14 protein-coding genes are annotated in these 25,126 nt (G+C 74.3%); 3 read left to right on the forward strand and 11 right to left on the reverse strand.

Annotation, left to right across the window (positions count from 1 at the left end):
* Positions 1 to 54 precede the first annotated feature (54 nt).
* The 9 genes from ABZ990_RS18450 to paaA all read right to left on the reverse strand — a co-directional run bounded on the left by ABZ990_RS18450 (position 55) and on the right by paaA (position 9,039).
* Positions 55 to 1,563 (reverse strand): SulP family inorganic anion transporter, encoded by a 1,509-nt coding sequence (locus ABZ990_RS18450; RefSeq protein WP_361232108.1) that lies wholly within the window; start codon positions 1,561 to 1,563, stop codon positions 55 to 57.
* A gap of 983 nt (positions 1,564 to 2,546) precedes the next feature.
* A complete protein-coding gene (locus ABZ990_RS18455) occupies positions 2,547 to 3,440 on the reverse strand; it encodes an alpha/beta fold hydrolase (protein ID WP_361232111.1) in 894 nt (297 codons plus the stop codon).
* Positions 3,430 to 4,278: a tryptophan 2,3-dioxygenase family protein gene (locus ABZ990_RS18460; RefSeq protein WP_361232114.1), complete on the reverse strand. Its 849-nt coding sequence runs from the start codon at positions 4,276 to 4,278 to the stop codon at positions 3,430 to 3,432. The genes ABZ990_RS18455 and ABZ990_RS18460 overlap by 11 nt, the downstream gene beginning before the upstream one ends.
* Before the next feature lie 50 nt (positions 4,279 to 4,328).
* Positions 4,329 to 5,105, reverse strand: a complete 777-nt coding sequence (locus ABZ990_RS18465; RefSeq protein WP_361232116.1) for an SDR family oxidoreductase — start codon at positions 5,103 to 5,105, stop codon at positions 4,329 to 4,331.
* Positions 5,106 to 5,219: 114 nt separating this feature from the next.
* The gene (locus ABZ990_RS18470; protein WP_361232119.1) at positions 5,220 to 6,326 is read right to left on the reverse strand and encodes a 2Fe-2S iron-sulfur cluster-binding protein; all 1,107 of its coding nucleotides are present in this window, start codon (positions 6,324 to 6,326) and stop codon (positions 5,220 to 5,222) included.
* An 8-nt stretch (positions 6,327 to 6,334) separates the two neighbouring features.
* Positions 6,335 to 6,835, reverse strand: coding sequence for a 1,2-phenylacetyl-CoA epoxidase subunit PaaD (gene paaD / locus ABZ990_RS18475; protein WP_361232122.1), 501 nt, complete (start codon positions 6,833 to 6,835; stop codon positions 6,335 to 6,337).
* Positions 6,832 to 7,659 (reverse strand): 1,2-phenylacetyl-CoA epoxidase subunit PaaC, encoded by an 828-nt coding sequence (gene paaC, locus ABZ990_RS18480; RefSeq protein ID WP_361232125.1) that lies wholly within the window; start codon positions 7,657 to 7,659, stop codon positions 6,832 to 6,834. Before paaC ends, paaD begins: the two co-directional genes overlap by 4 nt.
* Entirely contained in the window at positions 7,649 to 7,966 is a 318-nt protein-coding gene (locus ABZ990_RS18485) for a 1,2-phenylacetyl-CoA epoxidase subunit B (protein WP_361232128.1), read from the reverse strand. The genes paaC and ABZ990_RS18485 overlap by 11 nt, the downstream gene beginning before the upstream one ends.
* Positions 7,963 to 9,039, reverse strand: a complete 1,077-nt coding sequence (paaA, locus tag ABZ990_RS18490; protein WP_361232174.1) for a 1,2-phenylacetyl-CoA epoxidase subunit PaaA — start codon at positions 9,037 to 9,039, stop codon at positions 7,963 to 7,965. Before paaA ends, ABZ990_RS18485 begins: the two co-directional genes overlap by 4 nt.
* A 471-nt stretch (positions 9,040 to 9,510) precedes the next feature.
* Between paaA and ABZ990_RS18495 the strand changes: the two genes are divergently transcribed.
* Genes ABZ990_RS18495 through ABZ990_RS18505 form a run of 3 tightly spaced genes read left to right on the forward strand, consistent with a single transcriptional unit; the run spans position 9,511 to position 11,944 of the window.
* Positions 9,511 to 9,765: an acyl carrier protein gene (locus ABZ990_RS18495; protein WP_361232130.1), complete on the forward strand. Its 255-nt coding sequence runs from the start codon at positions 9,511 to 9,513 to the stop codon at positions 9,763 to 9,765.
* Positions 9,765 to 11,243, forward strand: coding sequence for an AMP-binding protein (locus ABZ990_RS18500; protein WP_361232133.1), 1,479 nt, complete (start codon positions 9,765 to 9,767; stop codon positions 11,241 to 11,243). Before ABZ990_RS18495 ends, ABZ990_RS18500 begins: the two co-directional genes overlap by 1 nt.
* Positions 11,244 to 11,248: 5 nt before the next feature.
* Positions 11,249 to 11,944, forward strand: a complete 696-nt coding sequence (locus ABZ990_RS18505) for an enterobactin synthetase (protein WP_361232136.1) — start codon at positions 11,249 to 11,251, stop codon at positions 11,942 to 11,944.
* Between the two features lie 198 nt (positions 11,945 to 12,142).
* Here the strand turns inward: ABZ990_RS18505 and ABZ990_RS18510 are convergent, their stop codons facing one another.
* Both ABZ990_RS18510 and ABZ990_RS18515 read right to left on the reverse strand, forming a co-directional pair.
* Entirely contained in the window at positions 12,143 to 16,036 is a 3,894-nt protein-coding gene (locus ABZ990_RS18510) for a beta-ketoacyl synthase N-terminal-like domain-containing protein (protein WP_361232139.1), read from the reverse strand.
* A complete protein-coding gene (locus ABZ990_RS18515) occupies positions 16,029 to 24,605 on the reverse strand; it encodes an amino acid adenylation domain-containing protein (protein WP_361232142.1) in 8,577 nt (2,858 codons plus the stop codon). The genes ABZ990_RS18510 and ABZ990_RS18515 overlap by 8 nt, the downstream gene beginning before the upstream one ends.
* Between the last annotated feature and the right edge of the window lie 521 nt (positions 24,606 to 25,126).

Raw genomic sequence — 25,126 nt, forward strand, 5'->3', positions numbered from 1 at the left:
CGGCCGGGGTGACGGCGGCGAGGGGGCGTCGGCGGCGTGCGCGCTTCTGCGGGTTCACCCCGCCCCGGCCCGCTCCTTGCGCGAGAGTTCCGGGAGGGCGTGCAGCCGTACGGACGCGGAGCCGAGGGCGTTGTGGCGATCGGCCCAGGCGTGCAGAGCGGCGCGGCACGCGTGGTCGAGGTGGTGGACGCCGGAGAGGTCCAGGACGATCCGGCGGTCGCCGGGCAGGTTCTCCAGACTGTCGAGCACCTGCGGCAGGCGCAGGAAGTTCACCGTCCCGACGACGCGGACCCGTATCCCGTCGTGGCCGTCGTCGTGGTGTTCCACCCGCAGATGGGACGCCTCCCAGGCGGCCTTCGCCACCGACAGGACGAGTCCGATCAGCACGCCTTCGAACATGCCGGCCGCGACGATCGCCACCGCCGTCGCGACGAGCACGAACGCCTCGCCGCGATGGGTGCGCCAGAGCGCCGCGAGCCCGCGGAACGGGATCAGTTTCCAGCCCGCGTGGACGAGGATCCCGGCGAGGGCCGCGAGCGGGATGTACGCGAGGACGGCGGGCAGCGCGGCCGCGAAGAGCAGCAGCCACACCCCGTGCAGCACGCGGGACGCCTTGGTCCGGGCGCCCGCCTCGACGTTGGCCGAGCTGCGCACGATGACCGCCGTCAGCGGCAGGGCGCCGAGCAGTCCGCACACGGCGTTGCCCACGCCTTGGGCGACGAGTTCCCTGTCGTACTCCGTACGCGGCCCGGTGTGCAGCCGGTCGACGGCCGCCGCGCTGAACAGCGACTCCGCGGAGGCGATCAGCGCGAAGGCCAGCACCGTGCCGAGCAGCGCCGGGTCGGCGAGGCCCGTGAAGGCGTCGGCGCCGGGCAGCCGTACGGCGTCGAACACGCCGCCCACCCGCACCGTGGCGACCGGCAGACCGGCCGCCGCGGTCACCCCGGCGGCCAGCAGCACCGCCACCAGCGCCCCCGGTACCGCCCGCACCCGGCGGGGCAGCCTTCGCCACAGCACGACCACGGCGATGGTTCCGGCGGCGACGGCGAGGGAGGTCAGGGGTACGGTGTCCGCCAGCGCGCCGGCCAGGGCGCCGGGCAGTTCCACCAGTTTGGCGATCCCCGAGTGGGGCGCGGGCAGTCCGGCCGCCGCGTAGAGCTGGCCCGCGATGATCACGAGGCCGATCCCGGCGAGCATCCCCTCGACGACGGACAGGGAGATCGCCCGGAACCAGCGCCCCCAGCGCAGCAGGCCCATGACGATCTGCAGGAGCCCGGCCAGCAGCACGATCGCGCCGAGGGCGGGCAGTCCGAAGGTCCGGACGGCCTCCGCGACCAGCACGGTGAGACCGGCCGCCGGGCCGGAGACCTGAAGGCTGCTGCCGCGCATCACACCGGTGACGAGGCCGCCCACGATGCCGGTGATCAGGCCGAGTTCGGCGGGCACGCCGGAGGCGACGGCCACCCCGACGCAGAGCGGGAGGGCGACGAGGAAGACGACGAGCGAGGCGGCGAAGTCCTGCCGTATGTCGTGGCGGGAGAAGGAGGAGCGGGAAAAGGACATGGGTGTCCCCCCAGAGGGTCTCGCGGAAGCGGGGCCGTGGGCCCGCTTCCGGACGTCGGAGCGGAGCGGTGCGGAAGGGAGCGGACACGCGCACGGCGGCGCGTCCGGCCGGCGCGATGGAGCGTGTACGCCTCGGACGCCTGGCCGGCGACGTGACCTCGCCCGCCGCGTGCGCGGAGGGTCCGTCGCGGTGCCGGGTCCGGGCGTCATGGATCGCCGCGCGGGACGGCCGTGGGCGGCCGTCGGCGGCCGTCGGCCGGTGGGGCGGGAGGTGCTGGAGCGGCGGCCCTGGTCAGGGTGGGGGGCTGCCGTTCGCAAGGCCGGCCGGACCCGGGACGCACCTCGTGGGGCGGTCGGGTCGCCCGACCTCGACAGGCCGGGGCGCGCTTCGGGTCACCTCGTCGGGACCCGGAGTCGGCTGGCACGGGGTGGGTGGGAAGTGGATCCGGCGGCGAGGCGCCCCGTCCGCACACGAGTGGGCGCCATCGGCGACGGACCGAGGGGATCCTCGGCGATCCGGATACGGAGGGGCGGTCGGCCGGTCAGTCGATCGGTCGGTCGGTCGGTCGGCTTGGTGAGCACATGCGCCCCTGGAGAGGCGCTGTCCTCGCCCTTCACAAATGAGAGGTCAAGGAAAGGTCATCGCAAAGTAAACAGCATCGCGTGCCCTCGCTCGCCGCGATTCATCAGGACGGGTGGTTTACGACCGGATACGGCCGCAGGATGACGCGATCACCAACGAAAACAGCGCGCGGGGCCTGTCCGCGCGCCGCACGGTTCGACCCTCACGCGCCGACGCGCGCCTGAACGCGCCCCTGACCTTGGGCTGCTCCCTACCCGGTTCCCTGAATTCCCCGGGATCCCCGGGCCCCCTGGAACGTGACGCATCCGGCCCGGGAGGGCGGGGCGCACCCGGCATCGACACGGGCGGCCCGGCCCTCCCGGGCCGTGGCGGTCATCTCTACGCGGTCACCTTCAAGCGGTCATCCGTGCACGGTCATCCCCGCGTCGACGCCGGGACGGTGCGCGCCGAAGGCGGCGGCCATCCCCCAGAGGGTGTCGGCGACCGCGCGGGCGCCGGGGGCGCCGGGCTCGATGAGCGTGTAGTGGCCAATGCCGGGCAGCGTGACGGTCCTCATGTCCTGATGCACGGCCGCGTAGTCGGCGAACTGCGTGAGCGGGACCTCCTCGTCCACGGCACCGTGCAGCAGCACCGTCGGTACGCCCGTGGTGCCCGCCCCGCGCAGCAGGGTGAGGGGGTCGACCTCGGCCATCCGCTGCTCGAACTCCTTTACTCCCCCCATGAGTTGCACGGCGGCACCGTCGCTGAGGTCGTCGCGGCGGGTCGCTTCGAGGTCCGTGATCGGGGCGAGTGCCAGCACACCCGTCGGGAGGGTTCGGGTGTGCCAGGGAGAGCCCTCGGGCAGCAGGCCGCGGGCCGCGCACCACAGCGCCAGATGGCCGCCGGAGCAGTGCCCGGCGAGCAGGTAGGGCCGCCCTTCGGGCAGGGTGTCCACGATCCGCGCGATGTCGTCGAAGGTCTCCGGGTAGCCGCCGGCCCCGCCGGAGCGGCGGAATCCGGGCAGCAGTACGTCGAAGCCCTGCTGGGCGAGGTAGGCCGCGAAGGGGGTGAGGTGCATGCGGTCGTAGCGCCAGTAGCCGCCGTGCAGCAGGATCACCAGCGGGGCACCGGGGGTGTCGGCGGGCCCTGCGGACTCGACCGACTCGGCGGACTCGGCGGACTCGGCGGGCCAGAGGTCGTAGGAGTGGTTCGGGTGGTCGCCGTAGCGGCCGCGCTTCGGCGCGAGGACCGGCTTCAGGCTCAGGACCCGCTCCTCCTCCTCCGCCGCGAAGCCGGAGATCTCCCTAGAGGCCACCGCGCACCTCCCACAGCTCCGGGAACACCGGCTTCGTGGCCCGCTGTTCGAGCCAGACGAGGCCGGGAGAACCGGCGCTGCCCGTCTTGGCGCCCATGGCCCGGCGGACCACCATGATGTGGTCGTAGCGCCAGCGCAGGACCAGTTCGGCCAGGTCGGTGAGCTGTTCGCCGAGGGTCAGCAGCGGATCGCGCTGGGGACCGGCGTAGATCCGCCGCCACACCTCCACGACGCCCGGGTCGGCCGTGTAGGGCGCCGTCATGTCCCGGTCCCGTATGTGCTCCGGTACGGGTAGGCCCCTGCGGTACAGGTAGCCGAGCACCTCGTCGTACAGGGACGGCCGGTGGTACGCCTCGACGAGCGTCTCGTGTACGGCGGGGTCGCCCTGGTGCAGGCGGAGCAGCGTCTCGGACTTGTCGCCGAGGAGGAACTCCAAGTGCCGGTACATCGCGGACTGGTAGCCCGAGGCCGCGCCGAACGCGGCCCGGAAGCCATTGAACTGAGCGGGCGTCAGGGAAGCCAGCGGGGTCCAGGTGGAATTGAGGGAGGTCAGGGCGCGGCGGCTGCGGACGAGGGCGTCGCCGGCGGAGTCGATGTCGTCCTTGGCGAAGGCGGAGGCCGCGGCGCGCCACTCGTGGACGATCAGGGTGAGCCACAGCTCCATCACCTGGGTGCTGACGAGGAATCCCATCTCGTCGGGCGCGTCGGTGAGGGGCCGCTGAAGGTTGTTGAGGACGGAGGCGCGTACGTAGGCGTCGTACGGGCTGGCGCCGTCGTAGGGCCCGGCCGGCAGATCGGCCGGGGGCTGCTGGAGCGGTGTGGACGTGCCGTTGTCCATGGTGAGGATCTCCTGGGATGACGGGCGGTGCGACGGGTGGGGCGCGGGGCTCACGGGCCGAGGTGGACGCCACCGGAGGTGTCGATCCACTGGCCGGTCACCCAGCGGGCCTCGTCGCTCGCCACGAAGGACACGACGTCGGCGATGTCCGCGGGGGCGCCCAGCCGGCCGAACACCGAGGCCGACGAGTAGCGTTCGCGGATCTCCGGGATCGCGAGGGTGGGGTTGATCTCCGTCTCGGTGTAGCCGGGGGCGACGCTGTTGACGGTGATGCCGCGCGGGCCCAGCTCCTGGGCGAGGGTCAGGGTGAGGTAGTCCAGGGCCGCCTTGGTCATGGCGTAGGAGACGATCGCCGGGAAGGCGACGCGGGTGGCGACCGAGGAGATGTTCACGATCCGGCCGCCGTCGCGCAGCCGGTCCAGGCCGCGCTGGACGATGAAGAACGGCGCCTTCGTGTTGATGGCGAACACCCGGTCGTAGTCGGCCTCGGTGACCTCCGCGATCCGGCGGGGGACGGTGATGCCGGCGTTGTTGACGAGGATGTCCAGGCCGGGTTCGGCGCCCCGCTCGGCGAGGGCCCGGTCGAAGGCGGTCCAGAGGGTGTCGGCGTCGCCGGGCACGCCGAGTTCGGCGTGGACCGGGAATGCCTGGCCGCCCTCGGACTCGATCTCCTTGACGGTACGTTCGGCCGCTTCCGCGTCGTGTCCGTAGTGGACGGCCACCAGCGCGCCCTCGCGGGCCAGCCGACGGCTGATGGCCCGTCCGATACCGCGGCTGCCGCCGGTGACCAGGGCGGTCCTGCCCGTGTGGCGCAGGGGGGTGGTCATCACGTTCTCCTTGTTTCCGGGGTGGGGATGGGTGCCGGGCCGATGGGCGCCGGGCGGGTGACTGCCGGGTGAGTGGGCGCCGGACGGGGTGACTGCCGGGCGCGGCGGACGCCGTCAGGCGTCGAAGTCGACGGTGACCTCGGCGCCGAGCGGAGTGGCGCGGCAGACGAGCGTGTAGCCGTCGGCCAGTTGCCCGGCGTCCAGGGCGTACTGGGGGCCGGTCGCCACCTCGCCGTCGAGGACCTTGGCGCGGCAGCTGCCGCAGATTCCCTCGCGGCAGGCGTAGGGCACGTCGGCGTGGTCGCGCAGCAGCGTGTCGAGCAGGGCCGGGTCCTCCGGCCGGGCGGTGACGACCCGGCGCCGGCCGTCGTACAGGGCGGTGATCCGGGTGCCGTCGGCGGTGGACGGCTCCTCGGGCGCGGGCCGGACCGCCGGGGTGTCGTTCCGGTCCCGGCCCAGGGTGAACAGTTCGGAGCGGACCAGCTCCGGGTCGGCCCCCGCGTCCGTCAGGACCGTGCGGGCGAGGTCGGTCAGGCCGGTCGGTCCGCACAGGGCGAAGGTGGTGTCCGGGCCGGGCCGGGCGTCCAGCGCGGCGAGCAGCCGCGGCAGTCCGGTGGCGTCGATCCGGCCGCCCAGGGGCGGGCGGTCCTCCCGGGTGAGGACGTGCAGCACGGCGATTCGGTCGGCGAACTCGTCCTTGAGTACGGCGAGTTCGTCGGCGAGCAGGGCGTCCTCGGCCGTGGGTACGGAGTGGACGAGGGAGACCCGGCAGACCGGGTCGGTACGCAGCGCGTGCGTGGCCATGGCGAAGAGCGGGGCGATGCCGGAGCCGCCCGCGATCAGCACATGGTGGGCACCGGGCCGTTCGGGAAGCCGGAAGGTGCCGGTGGGCGGGGCCAGTTCGAGGTGGTCGCCGGGTGCCAGGCCGGTCAGGGCGTACGTGCCGAAGCCGTCCGGGGAGCCCTGCTTGATCACCAGCCGCAGCGTGCCGGGGTCTTCGAGCGGGGGGCACACGGAGTAACTGCGGCGCAGTTCCTCGCCGCCGCGACGGTGCCGGACGACGACGTGGTCGCCGGGCTCGTGCGCGAAGGTCTCGCGGAGGGTGTCCGGGATGCCCAGGGTGACGGCGACGGCTTCCTTGGTGAGGTGCCGGACGGCGGTGACCGGGAGCCGGTGCCAGCCGGTGCGCCGGCGGGCGGTGGTCGAGATGGCGGAGTTCACGCGGGTCCTCACAGCGCGGTCAAATGGGGGAACAGCTCGTCGCAGCCGGTGCAGCGCAGCATCGACTGGCAGCGGGAGGGGCCGAACGCGCTGTGCGGCCGGGTGGCCCGGGACCCGCAGTGCGGGCAGGGGACCTCGCCGAGCTGGACGAGCACCGGTCCGTCCCCGCGCGCGGGCATCGGCGGGGCGATGCCGTGAGCGGCGAGCGCGGCCCGGCCGGCGGCGGTGATGCGGTCCGTCGACCACGCCGGTGACAGCACCTGCCGGACCCGGCCGTCCGGGTGGCCGCAGTCCGCGAGGACGTCCTGGATCGCGGCCGCCATGGCGGCGAGGGCCGGGCAGCCCACGTACGTGGGCATGAGCTCCACCTCGATACGTCCGTCGCCGCCGGGGGCGACGGAGCCGATCACACCGAGGTCGCCGAGGGCGAGGAAGGGCAGTTCGGGGTCCGGTACGGCCTCGACCCGCGTTCGTACCTCCGCCACCGCCAGGGCCGTCGCGCCGCTCACCAGGAACCTCCGGGGAACTGCCGGTGCACCGACTGGAGTTCGGCCACCAGGGACGCGAACTCCTCGGTGTGCAGGCCCGTTCGGCCGCCTCGGCCCTGCCAGCGCGGAGCCGGGACGTCGAGTCCGGCCCGAGCGATCACCCGGGCGGTGCTCTCCTCCCACCGCGGGCGCAGCAGCGCGGGCGAGGGGGCCGTGCCGGCGGCGGCGATCCGGCGCGTCACGTCGTCCTCGTCGAAGAGTTCCGCCGTGTACGGCCACACCGCCTCCAGACCCTGCCGCATCCGGCGGGTGCTCTCGGGGGTGCCGAGACCGAGCCGTTCGGTCCAGGTGTCGGCGTGCAGCCGGTGGAAGGCGACCTCCTTCGCGGCCCGCTGCCCGAACGCGGCCAGCTCGGGGTCCGAGGAGCCGCCGAGGGCCTCGTAGTACGCGACGGCGTAGTGGGTGTAGGCGAGTTGGCGGGCGATGGTGGTCGCGAAGTCGCCGTTGGGCAGCTCGGTGAGCAGGGTGTTGGTGAACTCCCGGCCGGTACGGGTGTACGCGAGGGCGTCCTCGTCGCGGCCGGTGCCGTCGAGGCGTCCGGCGTGGGTGAGCAGCAGCCGGGCCTGGCCGATGAGGTCCAGGGCGATGTTGGACAGCGCCAGGTCCTCCTCGATGGTGGGGGCCCGGGTGATCCACTGGCACAGCCGCTGTCCGAGGACGAGGGCGTCGTCGCCGAGGCGCAGCAGATGGACGGCGAGATCGGGGTCGAGGCCGAGGTCGGGGCCGGGGTCGAAGCCGAGGTCGGGGGCGGGGGCGAGCCGGACGTCCGCCGGATCACTCGTCATGGTCACCTTCGGGGCCCTTCTCGGTGGTGAGCGGCGCGAAGTGCTCCGCATACCGGTACGGCTTGTGGCGGGCGTTGGCGAAGTACGGGTCGCGGTCCTCCGGGGACGCGGTGTGCACGCCGTCGGAGCGGACCACCCACAGCGACAGCGGCTCGTCGCGGCGGGTGAACAGATCGCGGGCGCGCAGCAGCGCGGTGTCCGGGTCGTAGGCGCGTACCGAGCCCACGTGCTGGTGGGCCAGGCCGCGCCGGGGGCGCAGGAAGACCTCCCAGGACGCCGGGGCGCCCTGGGACTGCGGGCCGCTCATGCGTGTACCTCCGTGCGGTCGTTCTCCTGGGTGCCGGTCTCGCCGGCGCCCTCGGTCCGGGCGGTGTCCCGGGTGGTGGTGTCCTGGGCGGCTGTGTCCCGGGTGTCGGTGTCCCGGCCGGCGGCGGTGTCCTCGGTGCGGGCGGCGTACGCGGCGGCGGCCTCCCGTACCCAGGCGCCGTCCTCGTGCGCGGTGCGCCGGTGGACGACCCGCTGCCGGGCCCAGTGGGTGTTCTCGCCGAGCGCGCGCTGGTAGCCGTCCCGGTCGACCGGGGTGAAGTCGTAGTGGCCGCGCTCCTCGTTCCAGCGGATCGCGGGGTCCGGCAGGGTCAGGCCGAGGCGTTCGGCCTGCGGGGCGCAGCTGTCGACGAAGCGCTGGCGCAGTTCGTCGTTGGTGTGCCGCTTGATGCCCCAGGCCATGGCCCGGCGCGAGATCGCGGCGCCGACCTCCGCGGCCCGCCCGCCGGCACCGCCCGCCTCGGTGTCGGGCGGCCCGAACATCAGCACGACGGCCGGCACCCACCAGCGGTTCACCGCGTCCTGGGCCATCTCCCGCTGCTCCGGCGTCCCCTCGCACAGGGCGCGCATCAGGTCGAAGCCCTGCCGTACGTGGAAGGCCTCCTCCTGGCAGACGCGCCGCATGGCGCGCGCGTAGGGCCCGTACGAGATACGGCACATCGGGGCCTGGTTGACGACGGCGGCGCCGTCCGTCAGCCAGGCGATGGTGCCGGTGTCCGCCCAGGTCAGCGCGGGGTGGTTGAACGTGGCCGCGAAGCGCTGGCGGCCCGTGTGCAGCGCGTCCAGCAGGTCCTCGCGGTCCACGCCCAGGGTCTCGGCGGCGGAGTACAGGTACAGGCCGTGGCCGGCCTCGTCCTGGACCTTCGCGATCAGCAGGGACTTGCGGTACAGGGAGGGTGCCCGGGTGAGCCAGGCGCCCTCCGGCTGCATGCCGATGATCTCGGAGTGGGCGTGCTGGGCGAGCTGCCGGAGGATCAGGCGGCGGTAGCCGTCGGGCATCCAGTCGCCCGGCTCGACGGCCTCGCCTGCGCCGACCCATGCCTCGAACCGCTCCAGCGGATCGACCTCGGCCTCGGACCCGGTCTCGGATCCGGTCCCGACCCCGGCCACCGTTCCCGTCGCGGCCCCGGTCCCGGTCGCGATGCCGGTCGTGGCGCCGGGGGACTCTGTCGCGCTCACGCCGCGCCTCCCCGGCCGGTCCCCGCCGGCCCCGGAACGTACGCGCCCTCCGACCGGACCCCTCGCCTGGACACTGGCATCACTCCTTCGGCATGTCTCGGGCGCGTGCGGCGCCCGCCGTGCCCGGCATCCCGGGCGCGGCCTGTGACTGGGAAAGAGTCACGGCGGCGGGCCCGCAATCCCCGAGTCCACGGCATGTGCGCGTGACAAACGTCACGCGGAGCCGGGGGGATTGCGGTCGGGCGCGGACGCCTCTTGTTCGGGTGACAGACGTGGGACGCGAGGACCCGGCGACCGGCCGGGCGCCTCGCCCGGCGGCGGGTCCGCCGGAACGAAAGGGAGCGACAGATGATCACCGTCAGGGAGCTGCTGGTCGAGCTGACCGGCATGGAGGAGTACGCGGACGTCCAGCGGGTCGCCGACGACACCGACCTCGCCGCGAGCGGCATCGACTCGGGTGACCTCGTCCGGCTCGTGCTGCTGGTCGAGCAGCGGGCCGGGGTGGAGATCACCGCCGACGACATGGAGCGGTTGCACTCGATCGCCGACTACGAGCGGTTCGTCGCCGAGCGCTCCACGGCCGCTGCGAGTGGCGGCGTCTGATGTGGACGACCCAGCTGCTGGAACGCAACCGGCAGTGTTTTCCCGGGCGTACGGCGCTGGTCGACGACCGGCGTGCGGTCACCTGGGAGCAGTTCCACGACCGCACGCTCGAACTCGCCCTGGGCATGGCGGAGCTGGGAATCGAGCGCGGTGACCGGGTCGCCGTGCTCTCCAAGGACCGGATCGAGGTCCTGGAGACCTACTTCGCGCTCGCCCGGCTCGGCGCGCTGTTCGTGCCGCTGAACCACAGTCTGACCGTGCCCGAGGTCGAGGGCATCGTGGCGCGGGTCGGGGCGGTCGCCGTGTTCGGCGAGTCCGAACTGCTGGATCGGCACACGGAGTTGCCGCCGTCGGTGCGGCTCCGGGTCGCGCTCGACAAGCCGGTCTTCGAGACGCTCGGCACGATGGCGTCCGAGCGGGACATGCCCGTCGTGGCCGACACCGATCCCGTGGCCGTGCTGCACACCTCGGCGACCACCGGGCAGGCCAAGGGCGTCACGGTCGACAGTGCCTCCTTCCGTGCCATCGCCCTGGGCTGGCTGGTGTCGGCCCGGCCCACCGACGACATCGTGATGGTCAACTGCTGCCCGCTGTACCACGGCAGCATGGTGGTGTCGCTCACCTACATGGCCGCGGGCGCGACCATCGTGCTCATGCCGGGCTTCACCCCGCAGCGGGCGCTGGCCGCGGTGGAACGGCACCGGGCGACCCATATGTGGCTGGTCCCGCAGATGCTGCGCTTCATGCTCCAGTCCAAGGGCGCGGACCGGCTCGACCTGTCCACGCTCCGGGAGATCCTCTACGGCGCCGCACCCATGCCTCTCGACGTGTACGAGGAGGCCGTACGGCGCCTCGGCTGCGGCTTCCGGCAGGTGTACGGCATGACGGAGGTCGGCGGCCCGTTCGTCACCCTCGGCCCCGACGAGCACCCGGAGCCCGGGGACGTCACGGCGCGCATCCCCTGCGGCCGGGTGATCCCCGGGATGTCCGCCCGCGCGGTGGGCTCGGACGGCACGGAGCTGCCGACCGGCGAGACCGGCGAGATCGTGGTGCGCGGGCCCGGCGTGATGCAGGGGTACTGGAACGACCCGGAGGCCACCCGCGAGATCGGTCTGAACGGCTGGATCAGAACGGGCGACCTGGGGTTCCTGGACGAGGCGGGGCGGATCCATCTCGTGGACCGCACCAAGGACCTCATCATCCGGGCCGGACAGAACGTCTACCCCTCGGAGATCGAACGCGCCCTGCTCGGCCACCCGGCGGTGCGGGACGCGGCGGTGGTCGGGATACCGGACGAGGACTACGGCGAGGTGCCCCTCGCGTACGTGGTGGCCGAGCCGGGTACCGAGGCCCTCGAACTCCTCGGGCACGTCTCACGGTTGCTGGCCCCGTACAAGCGCCCCCGTCGGGTGGAGTTCATCGAACAGGTCCCCCGCAACCCGGCCGGCAAGATCGTCAAGAAGCTGCTGCGGGCCTGAGGAGCATGCGCCCACCGGGTATCGGCCACCTCTTCGACGAGGACCGACTGGCCGTGTGGCGGCAGGAGTTGGAGGGGGCGGGGCTCGGTCTGGGCGTCGCCCTCGCCACCGAGCCCCGGCTGGCCCCCGCCGGACCCGGTGAGGCGGCGGCGATCGTACCGATGCCCGGCCGGCGCCGGTCCGAGTTCCTCGCGGGCCGGCTCGCCGCGCGCCGCGCGCTGCGCGCGGTCGGGCTCGACTGCGGGGACATACCCCGCGTCGGCCGGCTGCCGCGTTTCCCGCCCGGCAGGGCGGCATCGATCTCCCACAGCGCCGGCGTCGCGGTCGCGGTGGCCCGCGCCCCCGGCCACGACACCCCGCTCGGCTGCGATCTGGAACTCCGCCCGCTGCCGTACACAGCGGCCCGGCTGATCCTGCGCGAAGACGAGGAACACCTGCTGCCCGCCTGGCCGGTGACGGCCCTCTTCTCCGCGAAGGAGGCGGCGTGGAAGGCCCTGGCGGGCGAGATCCCCGGGAGCACGCTGCGCGATCTCCGGGCAGGAGCGGACGGTGCGGCATGGGCCGACGGCGCGGGCGAGGCGGACGGTGCGGGCCGGCTGCGGGTGTCGACCCGCCAGGCCACGCCGCGTACGGTGCGGGTCCGTGTGCGCGCCGCCGGACCAGGGGTGTTCAGCGTGGTGCTCGGCCGGGACACGGGCTGACGGGCGTCTGACGCCGGGGCCGCCGGATCGACAGCCCCGCCAGATCGCGAGACGGCCGGCTCTGGCGCGGCAGCGCTCTCGCCGGAAGAGCGAGTCGTACATCTCCCCTCACTCGCCGCAGAGTTCAAGCATGACCACGCCCGGTCCGCAGAAGTTCTGCGGACCGGGCGTGGTCATGCGGTGCCCCTCCCGGACAGGTTATACGGCTCCGGTCCGCCGCGCGTCCGCGGTGCCACACAGGGCCTCGGCCACAGCCTTGCCGATCAGGGCGATCGGCTCGGGTTCGGTCATCTCGTAGTGCCCACAGGGCACGGCGAGTTCGCGCAGCGTCCCTCCGACGTGAGGCCGCCAGGCATCCGCCTTGCCGGACCGGACCGCGAAGTCACCGGATCCGCCCTCGACCGTCTCCTCCTCCGCGCTGAAGAACAGCACGTCGCCGTCGAACCGGCCGGGCTCGAACTGCGGGGCGATCCGCAGGTTGTTGCGCATGACGTCGGCGATCGCGGCGGCCTGCGCCCGGGTGACGGGCGAACCGTCCGGATCCGCCTCGATCTTGCTCTCGATCAGGTCCAGGACCTCGGCCACGGCGGGCGGTTCGGCGTGCGCGTCCACCGGCAGTCCGGCCACTCGCATCAGCAGGGCCGCCACCTGGCGTTCGGCCGCCGCGTCGTCGTACCAGTCGCCGTACGGCTGCGGGGCGTCCAGCATGGCCAGCAGCTCCACCCGCTCCCCCTGTTCCTGGAGGGCGCGGGCCATCGCGTGGGCGACGAAGCCACCGTAGGACCAGCCAAGGAGCCGGTAGGGACCGTTCGGCTGCACCTCACGGACCAGGCCGGTGTAGAAGGCGACCATCTCCGCGGCGTCGGACACGGGCGGCCGGGTGCCGTCGAGCCCGGCGGCCTGGATGCCGTACACCGGCTGGTCGCCGCCGAGGTGGGGCAGCAGTCCGGTGTAGCGCCAGGACACACCGGCGCCGGGGTGCACGCAGAACAGCGGGGTGGCACCGCCCTCGGCACGCAGCGGCAGCAGCGGCGCGAGAGCGCTCGGGGCACTCGGGGTGCTCGACGCCCCGCCGCCACCGGCCCCGCCCCCGTCCCCACCGTCGCCCGTGGCCGCGTCGGCGGCCGTGAGGACTCCGGCGATGGTCGGTGCGGCGAGCAGGGTGGCGGCCGTCAGGTCGAGCACCCCGGCCTGGCGGAGCCGGCCCGTCAGCAGGACGGCGCGCATGGAGTCGCCGCCGAGGTCGAAGAAGTTGTCCCGCACGCCGATTCCGCCGATGCCGAGGATCTCCTCCCAGTACCGGGCGACCGTCCGCTCGCGGTCGGTGCGGGGCGGTACGTGCTCGGTGGCGAGCCTCGGCCGGGGCGCGAGGGCGGTCGGCCCGGACCCGGCCGGGTCCGGGGTGTCGGAGCCGGTCGCGCGGGCCCCGGGGGCATCGATCCAGTGCCGGTGCCGCTCGAAGGCGTACGGCGGCAGCGGGGCCGTCCTGGGCGTTCCGGGCACCGGCGGCAGCGCGCTGTCGACGCCGGCGCTCCACAGCCGGCCCAGCGCCTCGGCGAAGACGAAGCCGTCCGAGGCTTCGGCCCGGGCGTGCCGCATGCTGGTGACGGTCACCGGGGTGTCCGGCGCCAGTCGGGCGGTGGCCAGCTTGGTGAGGGTGTCCGCCGGTCCCGCCTCCACCAGCACCGGGCGCTCGCGTTCCCACAGGGCGGCGATGCCGTCGGCGAAGCGCACGGTGCCGCGGGTGTGGGCGAGCCAGTGCTCGACGGACGTCGCCTGCTCGTCGGTGATCCAGGTGCCGGTGACGTTGGTGACGAACGGGATCCGGGGCGGGCGCAGGGTGACGCCGCGCAGGTGCTTCTCGTAGATCGCGAGGACCGGGTCCAGGACGTGCGAGTGCGCCGCGAGCGGGATCCGCAGCCGCCGGAACGGCATGTCCCGGCGGGCGAGTTCGCGCTCGAAGCGGGCGACGGCCTCCTCGTACCCGGCGACGGTGCACGCGGCGGGACCGTTCACCGCCGCCAGCGACAACTCGTCGTCGAGCAGCGGCAGTACGTCCTCGACCGGGGCGGCGACGCCGACGGTGGCCCCGCCCGCCTCGCTGATCAGCCGCATCCGGGTGGCGACCAGGGGCAGCATGTCGGCGAGGTCGACGACCCCGGCCAGGCAGGCGGCCGTGTACTCGCCCAGGGAGTGGCCGATCAGCACGTCCGGCCGGACGCCGGCGGCCATCAGGGTGCGGGCGAGAGCGTATTCGGTGACGACCAGGCCGAGGAAGTCGGCGGTGTGATCGGCGGGCGCGCCCTCGAACAGGGTGGTGCGGACGTCGACGCCGAGTTCGGGGCGCAGGATACGGGCGCACTCGTCCACGGTGTCGCGGTAGACGTCCTGGTCGCGGTACAACTCCGTGCCCATGCCCGGGTACTGGGTGCCGCCGCCGGGCAGCAGGAACGCCATCCGCACGGGCTCGTCCGGCACCGCCGGGGTAGCGGGGGCGGCGGCGCGCAGCGCCGACAGGGCCTCGTCCCGGGAGAGCGCGGTGACGGTCGTCCGGTGGCGCAGGGCGGGGCGGCTCGTGCGCAGGGCCTGGGCCACCTCGTCCAGGCACAGCTCCGGCCGGCGTTCGAGATGCCGGGCCAGGGCCTCGGCCTGGCCGCGCAGGGCTCCGGCGGTGCGCGCGGACAGCGGCAGCACCAGCCGGCCGGTGTCCTCGGCGGCGCCGGGCAACGCGGGAACTGCGGCCTGGGCGGAGGCGGGGGCCTCCTCCAGGACGACATGGGCGTTGGTGCCGCCGATCCCGAAGGCGCTGACCGCGGCGCGCCGGGGGTGGTCGGCGGCCGTCCAGTCCTCCAGCCGGGTGGGGAGACGGAAGGGTCCGGCCGCGAAGTCGATGAGCGGGTTGGGGCGTTCGAAGTGCAGGTTCGGCGGGATCTGCCGGTGTTCCAGGGCGAGGACGGCCTTGATGATGCCGGCGATGCCGGCCGCCGCGCCCAGATGGCCGATGTTGGTCTTCACCGAGCCCAGCGCGCAGTAGCCGCTCCGGTCGGTGGACTCGCGGAACGCCTCGGTGAGCGCGGCGACTTCGATGGGGTCGCCGAGGCGGGTCGCGGTGCCGTGCGCCTCGACGAGGCCGATGGTGCCCGCGTCGACCATCGCCTGGGCCTGCGCGGCGAGGACGACCTCGGTCTGTCCGGCGGCGCTGGGCGCGCTGAAACCGACCTTGCGGCGGCCGTCGTTGTTGACGGCGCTGCCCCGGATGACGGCCCGGATCCGGTCGCCGTCGGCCAGTGCGTCCTCCAGCCGCTTGAGGACGAGCGCGCCGACGCCGTCCCCGGAGGAGGTGCCGGCGGCGTCCGCGGAGAACGCCCGGCAGTAGCCGTCCGGCGAGAAGGGTCCGCCGGGGACGTGGCGATAGCCCAGCAGCGCCGAGGGGTTGAGGGAGACGGCGCCGGCGAGGGCGGTGTCACAGCGGTAGTCGAGCAGGTCCTGGCAGGCGGTGTGCACCGCGACCAGCGCGGTGGAGCAGGCCGTCTGGAGGGACAGGCTCGGTCCGGTCAGGCCCAGTTCATAGGAGAGCCGAGTGGCCAGTGTGCCCAGGGAGTTGGCGGTGGCGGCGTGCACCAGCTCGACGGACCCGGGCCGTCCGGCGTACCGGGGGTGGATGTGGGTGGGGTAGTAGCGGCTGTCGCCGCTGCCCGCGTAGACGCCGAAGGTGCCGTTGTCGGTGCCGGGCGCGAGGCAGCCGCCGTCCTCCAGGGCCTGGTAGGCCGTCTCCAGAAGCAGGCGCTGCTGGGGGTCGACGACCGCGGCCTCGGCGGGGGTGTAGCCGAAGAAGCCCGAGTCGAAGCGGTCGATGCCCTCGACGACGGAGGCCATCCGAACCAGCGAGGGGTCGTCCAGGTCGGCCGGGTCTCCTCCGGCGGCCAAGAACTCCTCGTCGGTGACGGGCCGTACGGACGTACGTCCGGCGGCCAGGTTGCCCCAGAAGGCGTCGAGGTCGTCGGCGCCGGGGAACCGGCCGGCCATGCCGATGACGGCGACGGCCGGTGCCTCCTCCTCGGGGGTGTCCGGTGTTTCGTGGTACTCACGCATGGCCTCGGCCCTTTCCGTTCCGCGGGGAGCGGCGGGCGCGGGCCGCGCGCTGCCGTTCCGCTTGTTCCTTGGCCCGGTCGAGACCGCTCGGCGGGTCCTGGGCGCTGTCGTCCGCCGCCCCCGGTGCGGGGATCCGGGCGGCGAGGTGGCCGGCCAGGTCACGCACGGTGGGGTGGGCGAACAGGTCGACCACGGTCACGTCGCTGCCGAACGCCCGGTTGACGGCGTTCTGGGCGCTGACCAGAAGGAGCGAATTGCCGCCCAGGTCGAAGAAGTTGTCCTCGCGGCCGACCCGGTCGCGGCCGAGGACGCCGCACCACAGTTCGGCGATCCGCTGCTCCAGGTCGTGCTGCCGGTCCTCGCCGGCGGGCGGCCGTTCGGCGCTGCCGGCGGCGCGCAGCACCCAGGGGGTGCCGCCCGCGGCGTCGGCCGCCGCGCGGTGCAGGGCGCCGAGGTCGGCGCCCTCCGTCAGGGCGACGCGGCCGGCCAGCCGTCGTACGCCCCGGGCGGGTTCGGCGAGGTGGCTGCGGACCCACGGGGCGGTGCGGTCGGCACCGATCAGCAGGTGGGGTTCGGGCAGGGTGCGGGCGAGATCGAGGGAGCGGAGCGCGGCGGTGGCGTCCAGCACCCGGTAGCCGCGCGCCTCGGTGAGGGCGGCGAGCTGGTAGCCGCTGCTCATGCCGCGCTCCCGCCACATGCTCCAGGCCAGGCTCTGGGCGGGCAGCCCCTGCGCGTGGCGGTAGTGGGCGAGCCCGTCCAGGTAGGCGTTGGCGGCGGAGTAGGCGGTGTTCATGGCGCCGCCGAACCAGCCGTTGACCGAGGAGAACAGGACGAAGGAGGTCACCGGGTGATCGGCGGCGACCCGGTGCAGGGTCCAGGCGCCGAGGGCCTTGGCGGCCAGCGCCGTCCGCCAGGTGTCCGCGTCCAGGTCCGCGGCCGGGCGCTCCACGAGCGTTCCGGCCAGGTGCCAGACCGAGGTCAGGGGGACGCCCCAGGCCTCGGTGGCGGCGTCCACGGCCGCGCGTACCTGCGCCTCGTCGGTCACGTCGGCGCGTACCCGGCGCACGTTCTCCGCCTCCGGCAGCGGGCCGCCGGGGGCCGGTTCGGTGCGGCCGAGGAGCAGCAGCCGGGTGCCGGGGGTGCGCAGCAGATGGGTGGCGAGTTCGGTGCCGACGCCACCCAGTCCGCCGCTGATCAGGTGGAAGCCCTCGGCGGCGGGCGGCTCCACGCGGGCCGGATCCCGGTGCAGCGCGGCCAGTCGGCGCACATGGCGGCGTCCGGCGCGGTAGGCCACCTCGGTGTCCACCAGGGGCTGTCCGGCTTCCGCCAGGACGAGCGGCACGGGGTCGGTGCCCGGCTCGGTGTCCAGGTGGACGCAGGCCAGTCCCGCGCTCTCCTCGCTCAGGGACTTGAGGACCGCGCCGGCCATGGCCTCGGCGGGCGAGGGCGACTCGTCGCCGGTGACCGCCTGGGCGCCCGCCGTCACGTGCAGCAGGTCCGCCGGCCGGGTGCCGAGGGCACGGGCCGCGGCGAGCAGGGTACGGGCGCTCGTGTCGTCCGGGGCGGCGGCGTCGGTGACGGGTGCGGCGAGGTGGACGACGGCGTCGACGGGTCGGCCGTCGGCGTCCAAGTCCCGTAGCAGCGCGGCGTGGTCGGCGTCGTCGGCGGGCCGGATCTCGTAGCGGGCGGCGTCGCGGCGGGCGTACGACGTGCCGTCCGTGACCACGGTGCAGCGGGCGCCCTGGGCGCGCAGCGCCCGGGCCAGGCGGTCGGCGAGGTCGTGGGATCCGGTGTCGGCGCCGGCCAGGACGAGCGTGTGCCGGCCGGCAGGCAGGATGCGCGGCCGGTGCGGCGCGATCTGCTGCCACTCGGGCCGCAGGAACCAGTCCGGCAGGGTGGCGGCGGTGCCCATGAGCAACTGGGCCTCGCGGACGGCGTCTTCGAAGTCGCCCGCCTCGAAGCTCTTGCGCAGCTTGGTCCGCTGGATCTTGCCGATCTCGGTCTTGGGGATGTCGGCGGGGCCGATCGGTACGAGGAAGGCGGGGCTGACGCCGATCTCGCGGGTGACCTTGCCGGCGATCTCCCGCAGTGCGGCAGCGCGGTCGGGCACGGCGGCGAGGTGGACGAACAGGGCGAGTTCGTCGGTGGTGGCGGCCGGGTCGGAGCGGACCGCGCAAGCCGCGGTGAAGCTGCGGACGACGGAGGGCAGTTCCTCGACGCAGGACTCGATCTCGTGGCTGTAGTGATTGACGCCGTTGACGATGATGACGTCCTTGGCGCGGCCGGTGATGAACAGTTCCCCGTCGCGCAGGAAGGCCAGGTCGCCGGTGTCGAACCAGCCGTCGTCGGTGAACGCCTCGGCGTTCGCGGCCGGGTTGTCGTGGTAGCCCCGGGTCACGGAGGTGCCGCGGACCTGGAGCCGGCCGACGTCGCCCTCGGCGAGCAGGGTGCCGTCCTCGCCGAGGATGCGCATGGCGAAGCCGGGGTAGGGCAGGCCACAGCTGACGAACGTCTCGTCGGTGCCCGGCGGTTCGGCGGGCAGCACCGAGTCGGTGACCACGGAGCAGGTCTCGGACATGCCCCAGCCGGGGTGCATCACGTCCTGGGGCATCCCGAAGGGCCGCATCGCGTGCAGGAAGCCGCGGGCCGCGGCGGCCACCACGACCTCACCGGCGTTCATCACCAGCCGCATCGGGCTCAGGTCCCAGTCGCGGCCCTGGAAGCGGTCGGTGTCCTCGGCGAGCAGGCCGAAGGCGAAGTTGGGCGCCCAGGTGACCGAGACCCGGTGCCGGTGAGCGAGTTCCATCCAGCGGGTCGGGTCCGCGAGGATCCAGGACGTCGGCGCGTGGATCTGCCGGCAGCCGAGGTAGAGGTCCCGCAGGTGGAACATGACGACGCCGGTGACGTGGTCGAGCGGGATCCAGTTCAGGGTGACGTCGTCGGCGCCGAGTCCGTTCATGGCCTCGGTGGCGGCGGACCGGGTGAGCACGCCCCGGTGGGTCAGCCGGACGGCCTTCGGAAGGCCGGTGCTGCCGGAGGTCATCAGCATCAGGATGAGGTCGTCCGGCTCGGCGGCGTACCAGTCGCGGTCCTCGGGCGCGTCCCGGAGCTCTTCGGCGGTGGTCAGCCGCAGACCGGGCCAGTTCTGCCGGTCGGCGACGCCGCGCAGACCCGCCTCCAGCGCGGGCGAGCAGACGACCCAGGGCCGGCCGAGCATCCGCCAGATGCCCTCCAGCTTGGTGAGGGCGGCCGAGGAGGTCGTGTAGGAGGCGGGGACCGTGAGCGGAACGGCGACGATGCCGCCGAGGATGCAGCCCCACAGCACGGCGAGGAAGTCCTCGCTGTCGTCGCACTGGACGATCACCTGGTCGCCGGGGCGCAGTCCGGCCCGCCGCAGGCCGGCGAGGACCCGGGAGGCCTCGGGGATCAGGGAGGCGTAGTCGCGGCGGGTCTCGCTGCCGTCGGCGCGGACGTGGACGACCTCGCCGTGGCCGCGCTCGGCGGCCCGGACGAGGGCTTCACTCCAGCCGGCGACGGAGGGTTCGGGCAGTTCCGGGCCCTCGCTGAGCGCGGGGCGGCGGGAGACGGCCCGGGGGGCGGCCGTCCCGGGTGCCGTCTCCGCGGTGCGGCGCTGGGTCCCGGCGTGCCGGCGGTCCAGTTCCTCCGGGGTGTTCTCCACCGTGACCTCGGCCGAGGAGACACCGCCCGCGCGGGCGAGGTGCCGCTGCCAGTCCTCGGCGGCGGTGCGGTCGACCACCGGCAGGGCGGCGAGCGCGGCCGCATCGAGGGTGCCGTCGGCGGTACGGGCCAGGGTGCTGACGGCGGTGACACGGACGGACGTGGCGCCGGTGCGCTCCAGCAGCCGTTCGACGGCCTCGGTGGCCTCCGCGCGGCCCGGCACCACGAACAGCCGGGGCGCGCTCCCGTCGGCCTGGGGCAGGACGGCGGCGTCGCGCACGCCGGGCACGGACAGGGCCGCCTCGATCAGGGCCGCTTCGGCCGGGGCGGTACCGGCCGCCGGGCGCTCCTCGGCCGAGGGGCGCGGCGCGGGCGCGGGGAGCAGTCCGAGCCGGGTGTCCGGGTCGGCGGTCACGGCCGCGAGCAGCAGGCCCAGGGCGCGGGCGAACTCCTCGGTGGTGGACCGGTCGTAGAGATCGGTGGCGTACTCGACGTGCAGGTCCAGGCCGTCGGGGGTGCCGTCGGCGGTGTGCCGCTCCAGGACGTCGACGAACAGGTCGAACTTCGCGGTGCCGGTGGCGGTGGGCCGCAGCGGCACGGGGTCTCCGCCGAGGCGGAGCAGCGCGGGCTCGTTGTTCTGCAGGGCGAGCATGACCTGGAACAGCGGGTGCCGGCCGGGCGTACGGGGCGGGTTGAGTTCGTCCACGAGCCGGTCGAAGGGCAGTTCCTGGTGGTCGAGCGCGGCCAGGTCGCCCGGCCGGACGCGGGCCAGCAGCTCGCGGAAGGCGGGGTCGCCGGAGGTGTCGGCGCGCAGCACCAGCGTGTTGGTGATCAGGCCGATCAGATCGTCCAGGCCGGATTCGAGGCGGCCGGCCACGGGGACGCCCAGGACGATGTCCTCGCCGGCGCCGGCGCGGCTGAGCAGGGCGCTGACGGCGGCGTGCAGCACCATGAACAGGCTGGCTCCCTCGCGTTCGGCGAGGCCGGTCAGGTCCCGGTGCAGGGGGGCGGGCACGTGCTCGGTGACATGGGCGCCGTCGCGTGCCGTCGCCGGGCGGGGGCGGTCGCCGGGCAGGGTGCACTCCTCCGGTGCGCCGGTCAGCGCTTGGCGCCAGTGCGCGGTGAGCCGTTCGGCCTCACCGGTGCCGTCCGGTGCGGGGGCGAGCAGGGCGCGCTGCCAGAGCGCGTAGTCGGCGTACTGGACCGGGAGCGCGTCCCAGCCCGGGTCGGTGCCCGCGCGGCGGGCCGCGTACGCCGTGTTCAGGTCGTCGGCCAGCGGACGCAGGGACCAGCCGTCGGCAGCGCTGTGGTGCAGGACGAGCAGCAGGGTCCGCTCCTCGCCGGCCGTGAACAGCCAGGCGGCCAGGGGGCTTTCGGCCGCCAGGTCGAAGCGGTGCCGGGAGGCGGTCGCCAGGCTCGCGGCGATCTCCTCGGCGGGGCAGTCGACCACGCGCAGCGGTGGACGCGCTTCCCCGGCCGGCCGGATCCGCTGGTACGGCGTGCCGTCGTGGTCGGCGAGGACCGTGCGCAGGCTCTCGTGCCGGTCGGCGAGGTCGCCGAGGGCGGCGCGCAGCGCCTCGGTGTCGACGGCGGAGCCGAGGGGCACCACGAGGGGGATGTTGTACGTGGCGGCCGAGTCGTCGAGCCGGTTCAGGAACCACATGCGTTCCTGGGCGTACGACAGCGGGACGCGCGCGGGCCGCGGCAGGGTGCCCGGGACGGGCCGGGCGGGCGCGGCGCCGGCGCCGCTTTCGAGGAGTCCGGCGAGGGCGGCGGGGGTCGGGGTCGCGAACAGGGTGGTGATGGGTACGTCGGCCCCTGACGCGCGGCGCAGCCGGGCCAGCAGCCGGGTGGCGAGCAGGGAATCGCCGCCCAGCTCGAAGAAGTTGGTGTCGATGCCCACGGCGCCCTGGGGCAGCTTCAGCACTTCCTCGAACAGGCCGCAGACAAGGGTCTGTTCGGGGCTCGTCGGCTTGACGCCGGCCGCGGTCCCGGTGAAGTCGGGCAGGGGCAGGGCGTCGGTGTCCAGCTTGCCGTTGGCGGTCAGCGGCAGCGTGCCCATGGGGACACAGGCCGCGGGGACCATGTAGTCGGGCAGATGGGCGGCGGCATGCGCGCGCAACTCGGCGGTCGTGGGCATCTGTTCACCGTCGGCGACCAGGTAGGCGACGAGCTGCCGGGACCCGCCCTGGATCTCGCGCACGACGACGGCGGCCCGGGAGACGCCGGGGTGCCGGGCGAGGACGGCCTCGATCTCGCCGGGTTCGATCCGGAAGCCGCGCAGCTGCACCTGCTGATCGGCGCGGCCGAGGTAGTCGAGGCTCCCGTCGGCGCGCCTGCGGGCCAGGTCGCCGGAGCGGTACATCCGGCCGCCGGCGGGCCCGTAGGGGTCGTCCAGGAACCGCTCGGCGGTCAGGTCGGGACGGTTCAGGTATCCGGCGGCGACGCCGGCGCCCGCGACGTACATCTCGCCCACGGCGCCGGGCGGAACCGGCCGGCCCGCCGCGTCCAGGAGATGGACCCGCAGGTCGGCGAGCGGGGTGCCGATGACGGCGCCGCGGCGCGGATCCGCGAGATCGGCCGGGGTGAGGCGGTGGTGGGTGACGTGCACGGTGGTCTCGGTGATGCCGTACATGTTCACCAGGGCCGGCCGGTCGAAGCCGTACCGGGCGGTCCACGGGCGCAGCCGCTCGGGGCGCAGCGCCTCCCCGCCGAACACGACGTACCGCAGCGCGCCGGCGCCGGTCCCCTCGTCGGCGTCCACGAGCTGCTCGAAGGCGGACGGCGTCTGGTTGAGGACGGTGACCCCCTCGTCGCCCAGCAGCCGCAGGAAGTCCCGCGGGGAGCGGCTGACGGCGTACGGCACGACGACGAGCCGGCCGCCGTGCAGCAGGGCGCCCCAGATCTCCCACACGGAGAAGTCGAAGGCGTACGAGTGGAAGAGGGTCCACACGTCGTCGGCGCCGAAGTCGAAGCCGTCGCCGTCGTCACCGGTTGCTGCCGAGGAGGCGGCGAACAGCCGGACCACGTTGGCGTGCGGGACGGGCACGCCCTTGGGGCGGCCGGTGGAGCCGGAGGTGTGGATGATGTACGCGATGTCGGCCGGCCCGGTCGGCCCGCCGCGCTCGGTGTCGGTCAGGTCGCCGGCCGGGCGTGCCGCGAGGTCGGCGCTGGTGGCGGGGTCGTCCAGCAGGACGGCGGGGGCCGTGCCGCCGAGGTCCCCGACGGCGCCGCTCTCCGTCACCACGAGGACGGGTGCCGCGTCCGCCGTGACAAGGCGCAGCCGCTCGGCCGGGTGTCCGGGGTCCAGCGGGAGGTAGGCGGCGCCGGTCTTGAGGACCGCCAGCAGGGCGGGCAGCAGCCGGGGGCCCCGGGGCAGCGCCAGGGCCACCACGCGGCCCGGTCCGGCGCCGTGCTCCATGAGCAGCCGGGCCAACCGGTTGGCTTCCTCGTTGAGTTGGCCGTAGGTCAGGTGGGCGCCCTCGTGCGTCACGGCGATGCGTGCGGGCCCGTCGTGCACCTGTCGCTCGAAGAGCCGGGTGAGCGTGTCCGTGACGGGGAACGCGCGGACCGGGAGGTCGCGCGGGTGCTCGCCGGGCAGCAGCAGATCGAGGTCGGCGAGCGCGGTGGCGGGTTCGGCCCGCGTCAGCCGCCGCAGCAGTTCGATGAACCGGTCGCGGTGGAGGGCGAGTTCGTCCTCGTCGTACAGGCCGGGGTTGGCGTCGAAGGCGAACCAGAGCGCGCCGGGGCGGGTGCCGGGCCGGACACTGATCTGGAGGTCGTCGACGGCGCCGCCGGACAGGTGGTGCCAGATGGCCGTGGCGCCCTGGAAGTCCAGCTCCTCGGTGAAGGGCACGATGTTCAGCACGGGGCCGTACAGCCGGCGTCCGGTGCCGAGCAGGCCGAGGTCGCGGCGGATGGACTCGCCCCGGTACTGCTGGTGGCGGCGCAGGGCCGCCAGCTCGGCGGCCACGGTACGCGCGAACTCCGCTACGGATACGCCAGGTTGGGCCGCGACCCGCAGGGGCAGTACGTCGGAGGCGGTGCCAGGGGTGCGCAGGGCCGCGCTGCCGAGCCGGCTCATGGTGGCCATGCCGAGGACCAGGTCGTCCGCGCCGGTCATCCGGTGCAGATAGGCGGCGACCGCGGCCGTGACCAGGTCGGTGCGGGTGACCTCCAGCCGGGTGGCCGCGGCGGACAGCGCCTCGGCGTCCGGCGCGTCCAACTCGGCGGTGCGGCGCAGGAACGGCACGCCGGGCGGGGCCGTACGACGGGTGAGGCGGGCCGGCTCGGGCAGGCCGGCCATGCGCCGGGCCCAGTGGTCGCGGTCGCGGCCGTGCCGCTCGGAGGAGAGGTAGGCCGCCTCCTCCGTCCGCAGCCGGTCGGCCGGCGCGAAGGTGCCGGGTGCGGGCTCGCGCCCCTCGGCCAGCGCGTTGTAGACCTCGGCGAGCCGTCGCCCGAGGAGCTTGTAGCTGTAGCCGTCGAGCAGGATGTGATGGGCCCGCAGCAGCCAGATGTGCCGGTCGGCGGCGAGGGTGAGCAGGGTGTGCGCGAACAGCGGTCCCTTGTCGGCGTCCACCGGGGTCGCGAGGTCGGCGCGGATCAGTTCCCAGGCGGCGGCCTCCGGGTCGGCGGCGTCGCTGACGTCGGCCCGGTGCAGCGGCCAGTCGGCGGCGTCCGCCGCCGTACGGCAGCGCGGGCCGTCCTCCGTGTCAAAGAAGCGCAGGCCGAAGGTGCCGGCCTCGCCCACCGTACGGCGCAGCGCCGTCTCGAACAGGCCGGAATCGAGGGCTCCGTGGATCTCCACCGCTTCCGCGGTGTTGTACGCGGCGCTGCCGGGGGCGAGCCGCTGCGCGTACCAGAGGCCCTCCTGGGCACCGGACAGGGGCACGGAGACGGCGCCGGACCCGGACTCCGCCCCGGCTCCGGATGCGGATCCGGGCGTGGCTCCGGACGCGGCTCCGGACGGGGCTCCGGGCGTGGCTCCGGCGGTCGATCGACGTTCGTCCTGGGGGAAAGACTCCTCGCGGAGTGACATAGCACAACCCTCACGTGGCAAGCCGTTACGACCCGGCCGGCGAAAGCGCGGCCGGTCTGACAGGAAAGCGGCCTCGGCCCACGGGGCCGGCGTCACGGGCCGCACTCCGGGGCACGGTCCTCGTCGGGACCCGCCGCCGGTTCAGCGTTCCTCACGGTGGAACAGCAGGTCACACGGGGTCAAGCCCGGCCGGGCCGCCGGAACGGAATTCAGGTATTTCCCTGAAGAACGCCGGTTCCGGGATAGCGGCATCCGCGACAACTTTTAGGGAAAACACGAGAGTTTCCGGGGTGCGGCGGCACCGGGTGGATTCGCACGGGTCCGACCGTGCACTCTCGAAAGGACGTGGAATCGGACCCGCCCCATTGACCCGT

Source organism: Streptomyces sp. NPDC046203, assembly GCF_040646255.1.
Classification (GTDB): domain Bacteria; phylum Actinomycetota; class Actinomycetes; order Streptomycetales; family Streptomycetaceae; genus Streptomyces.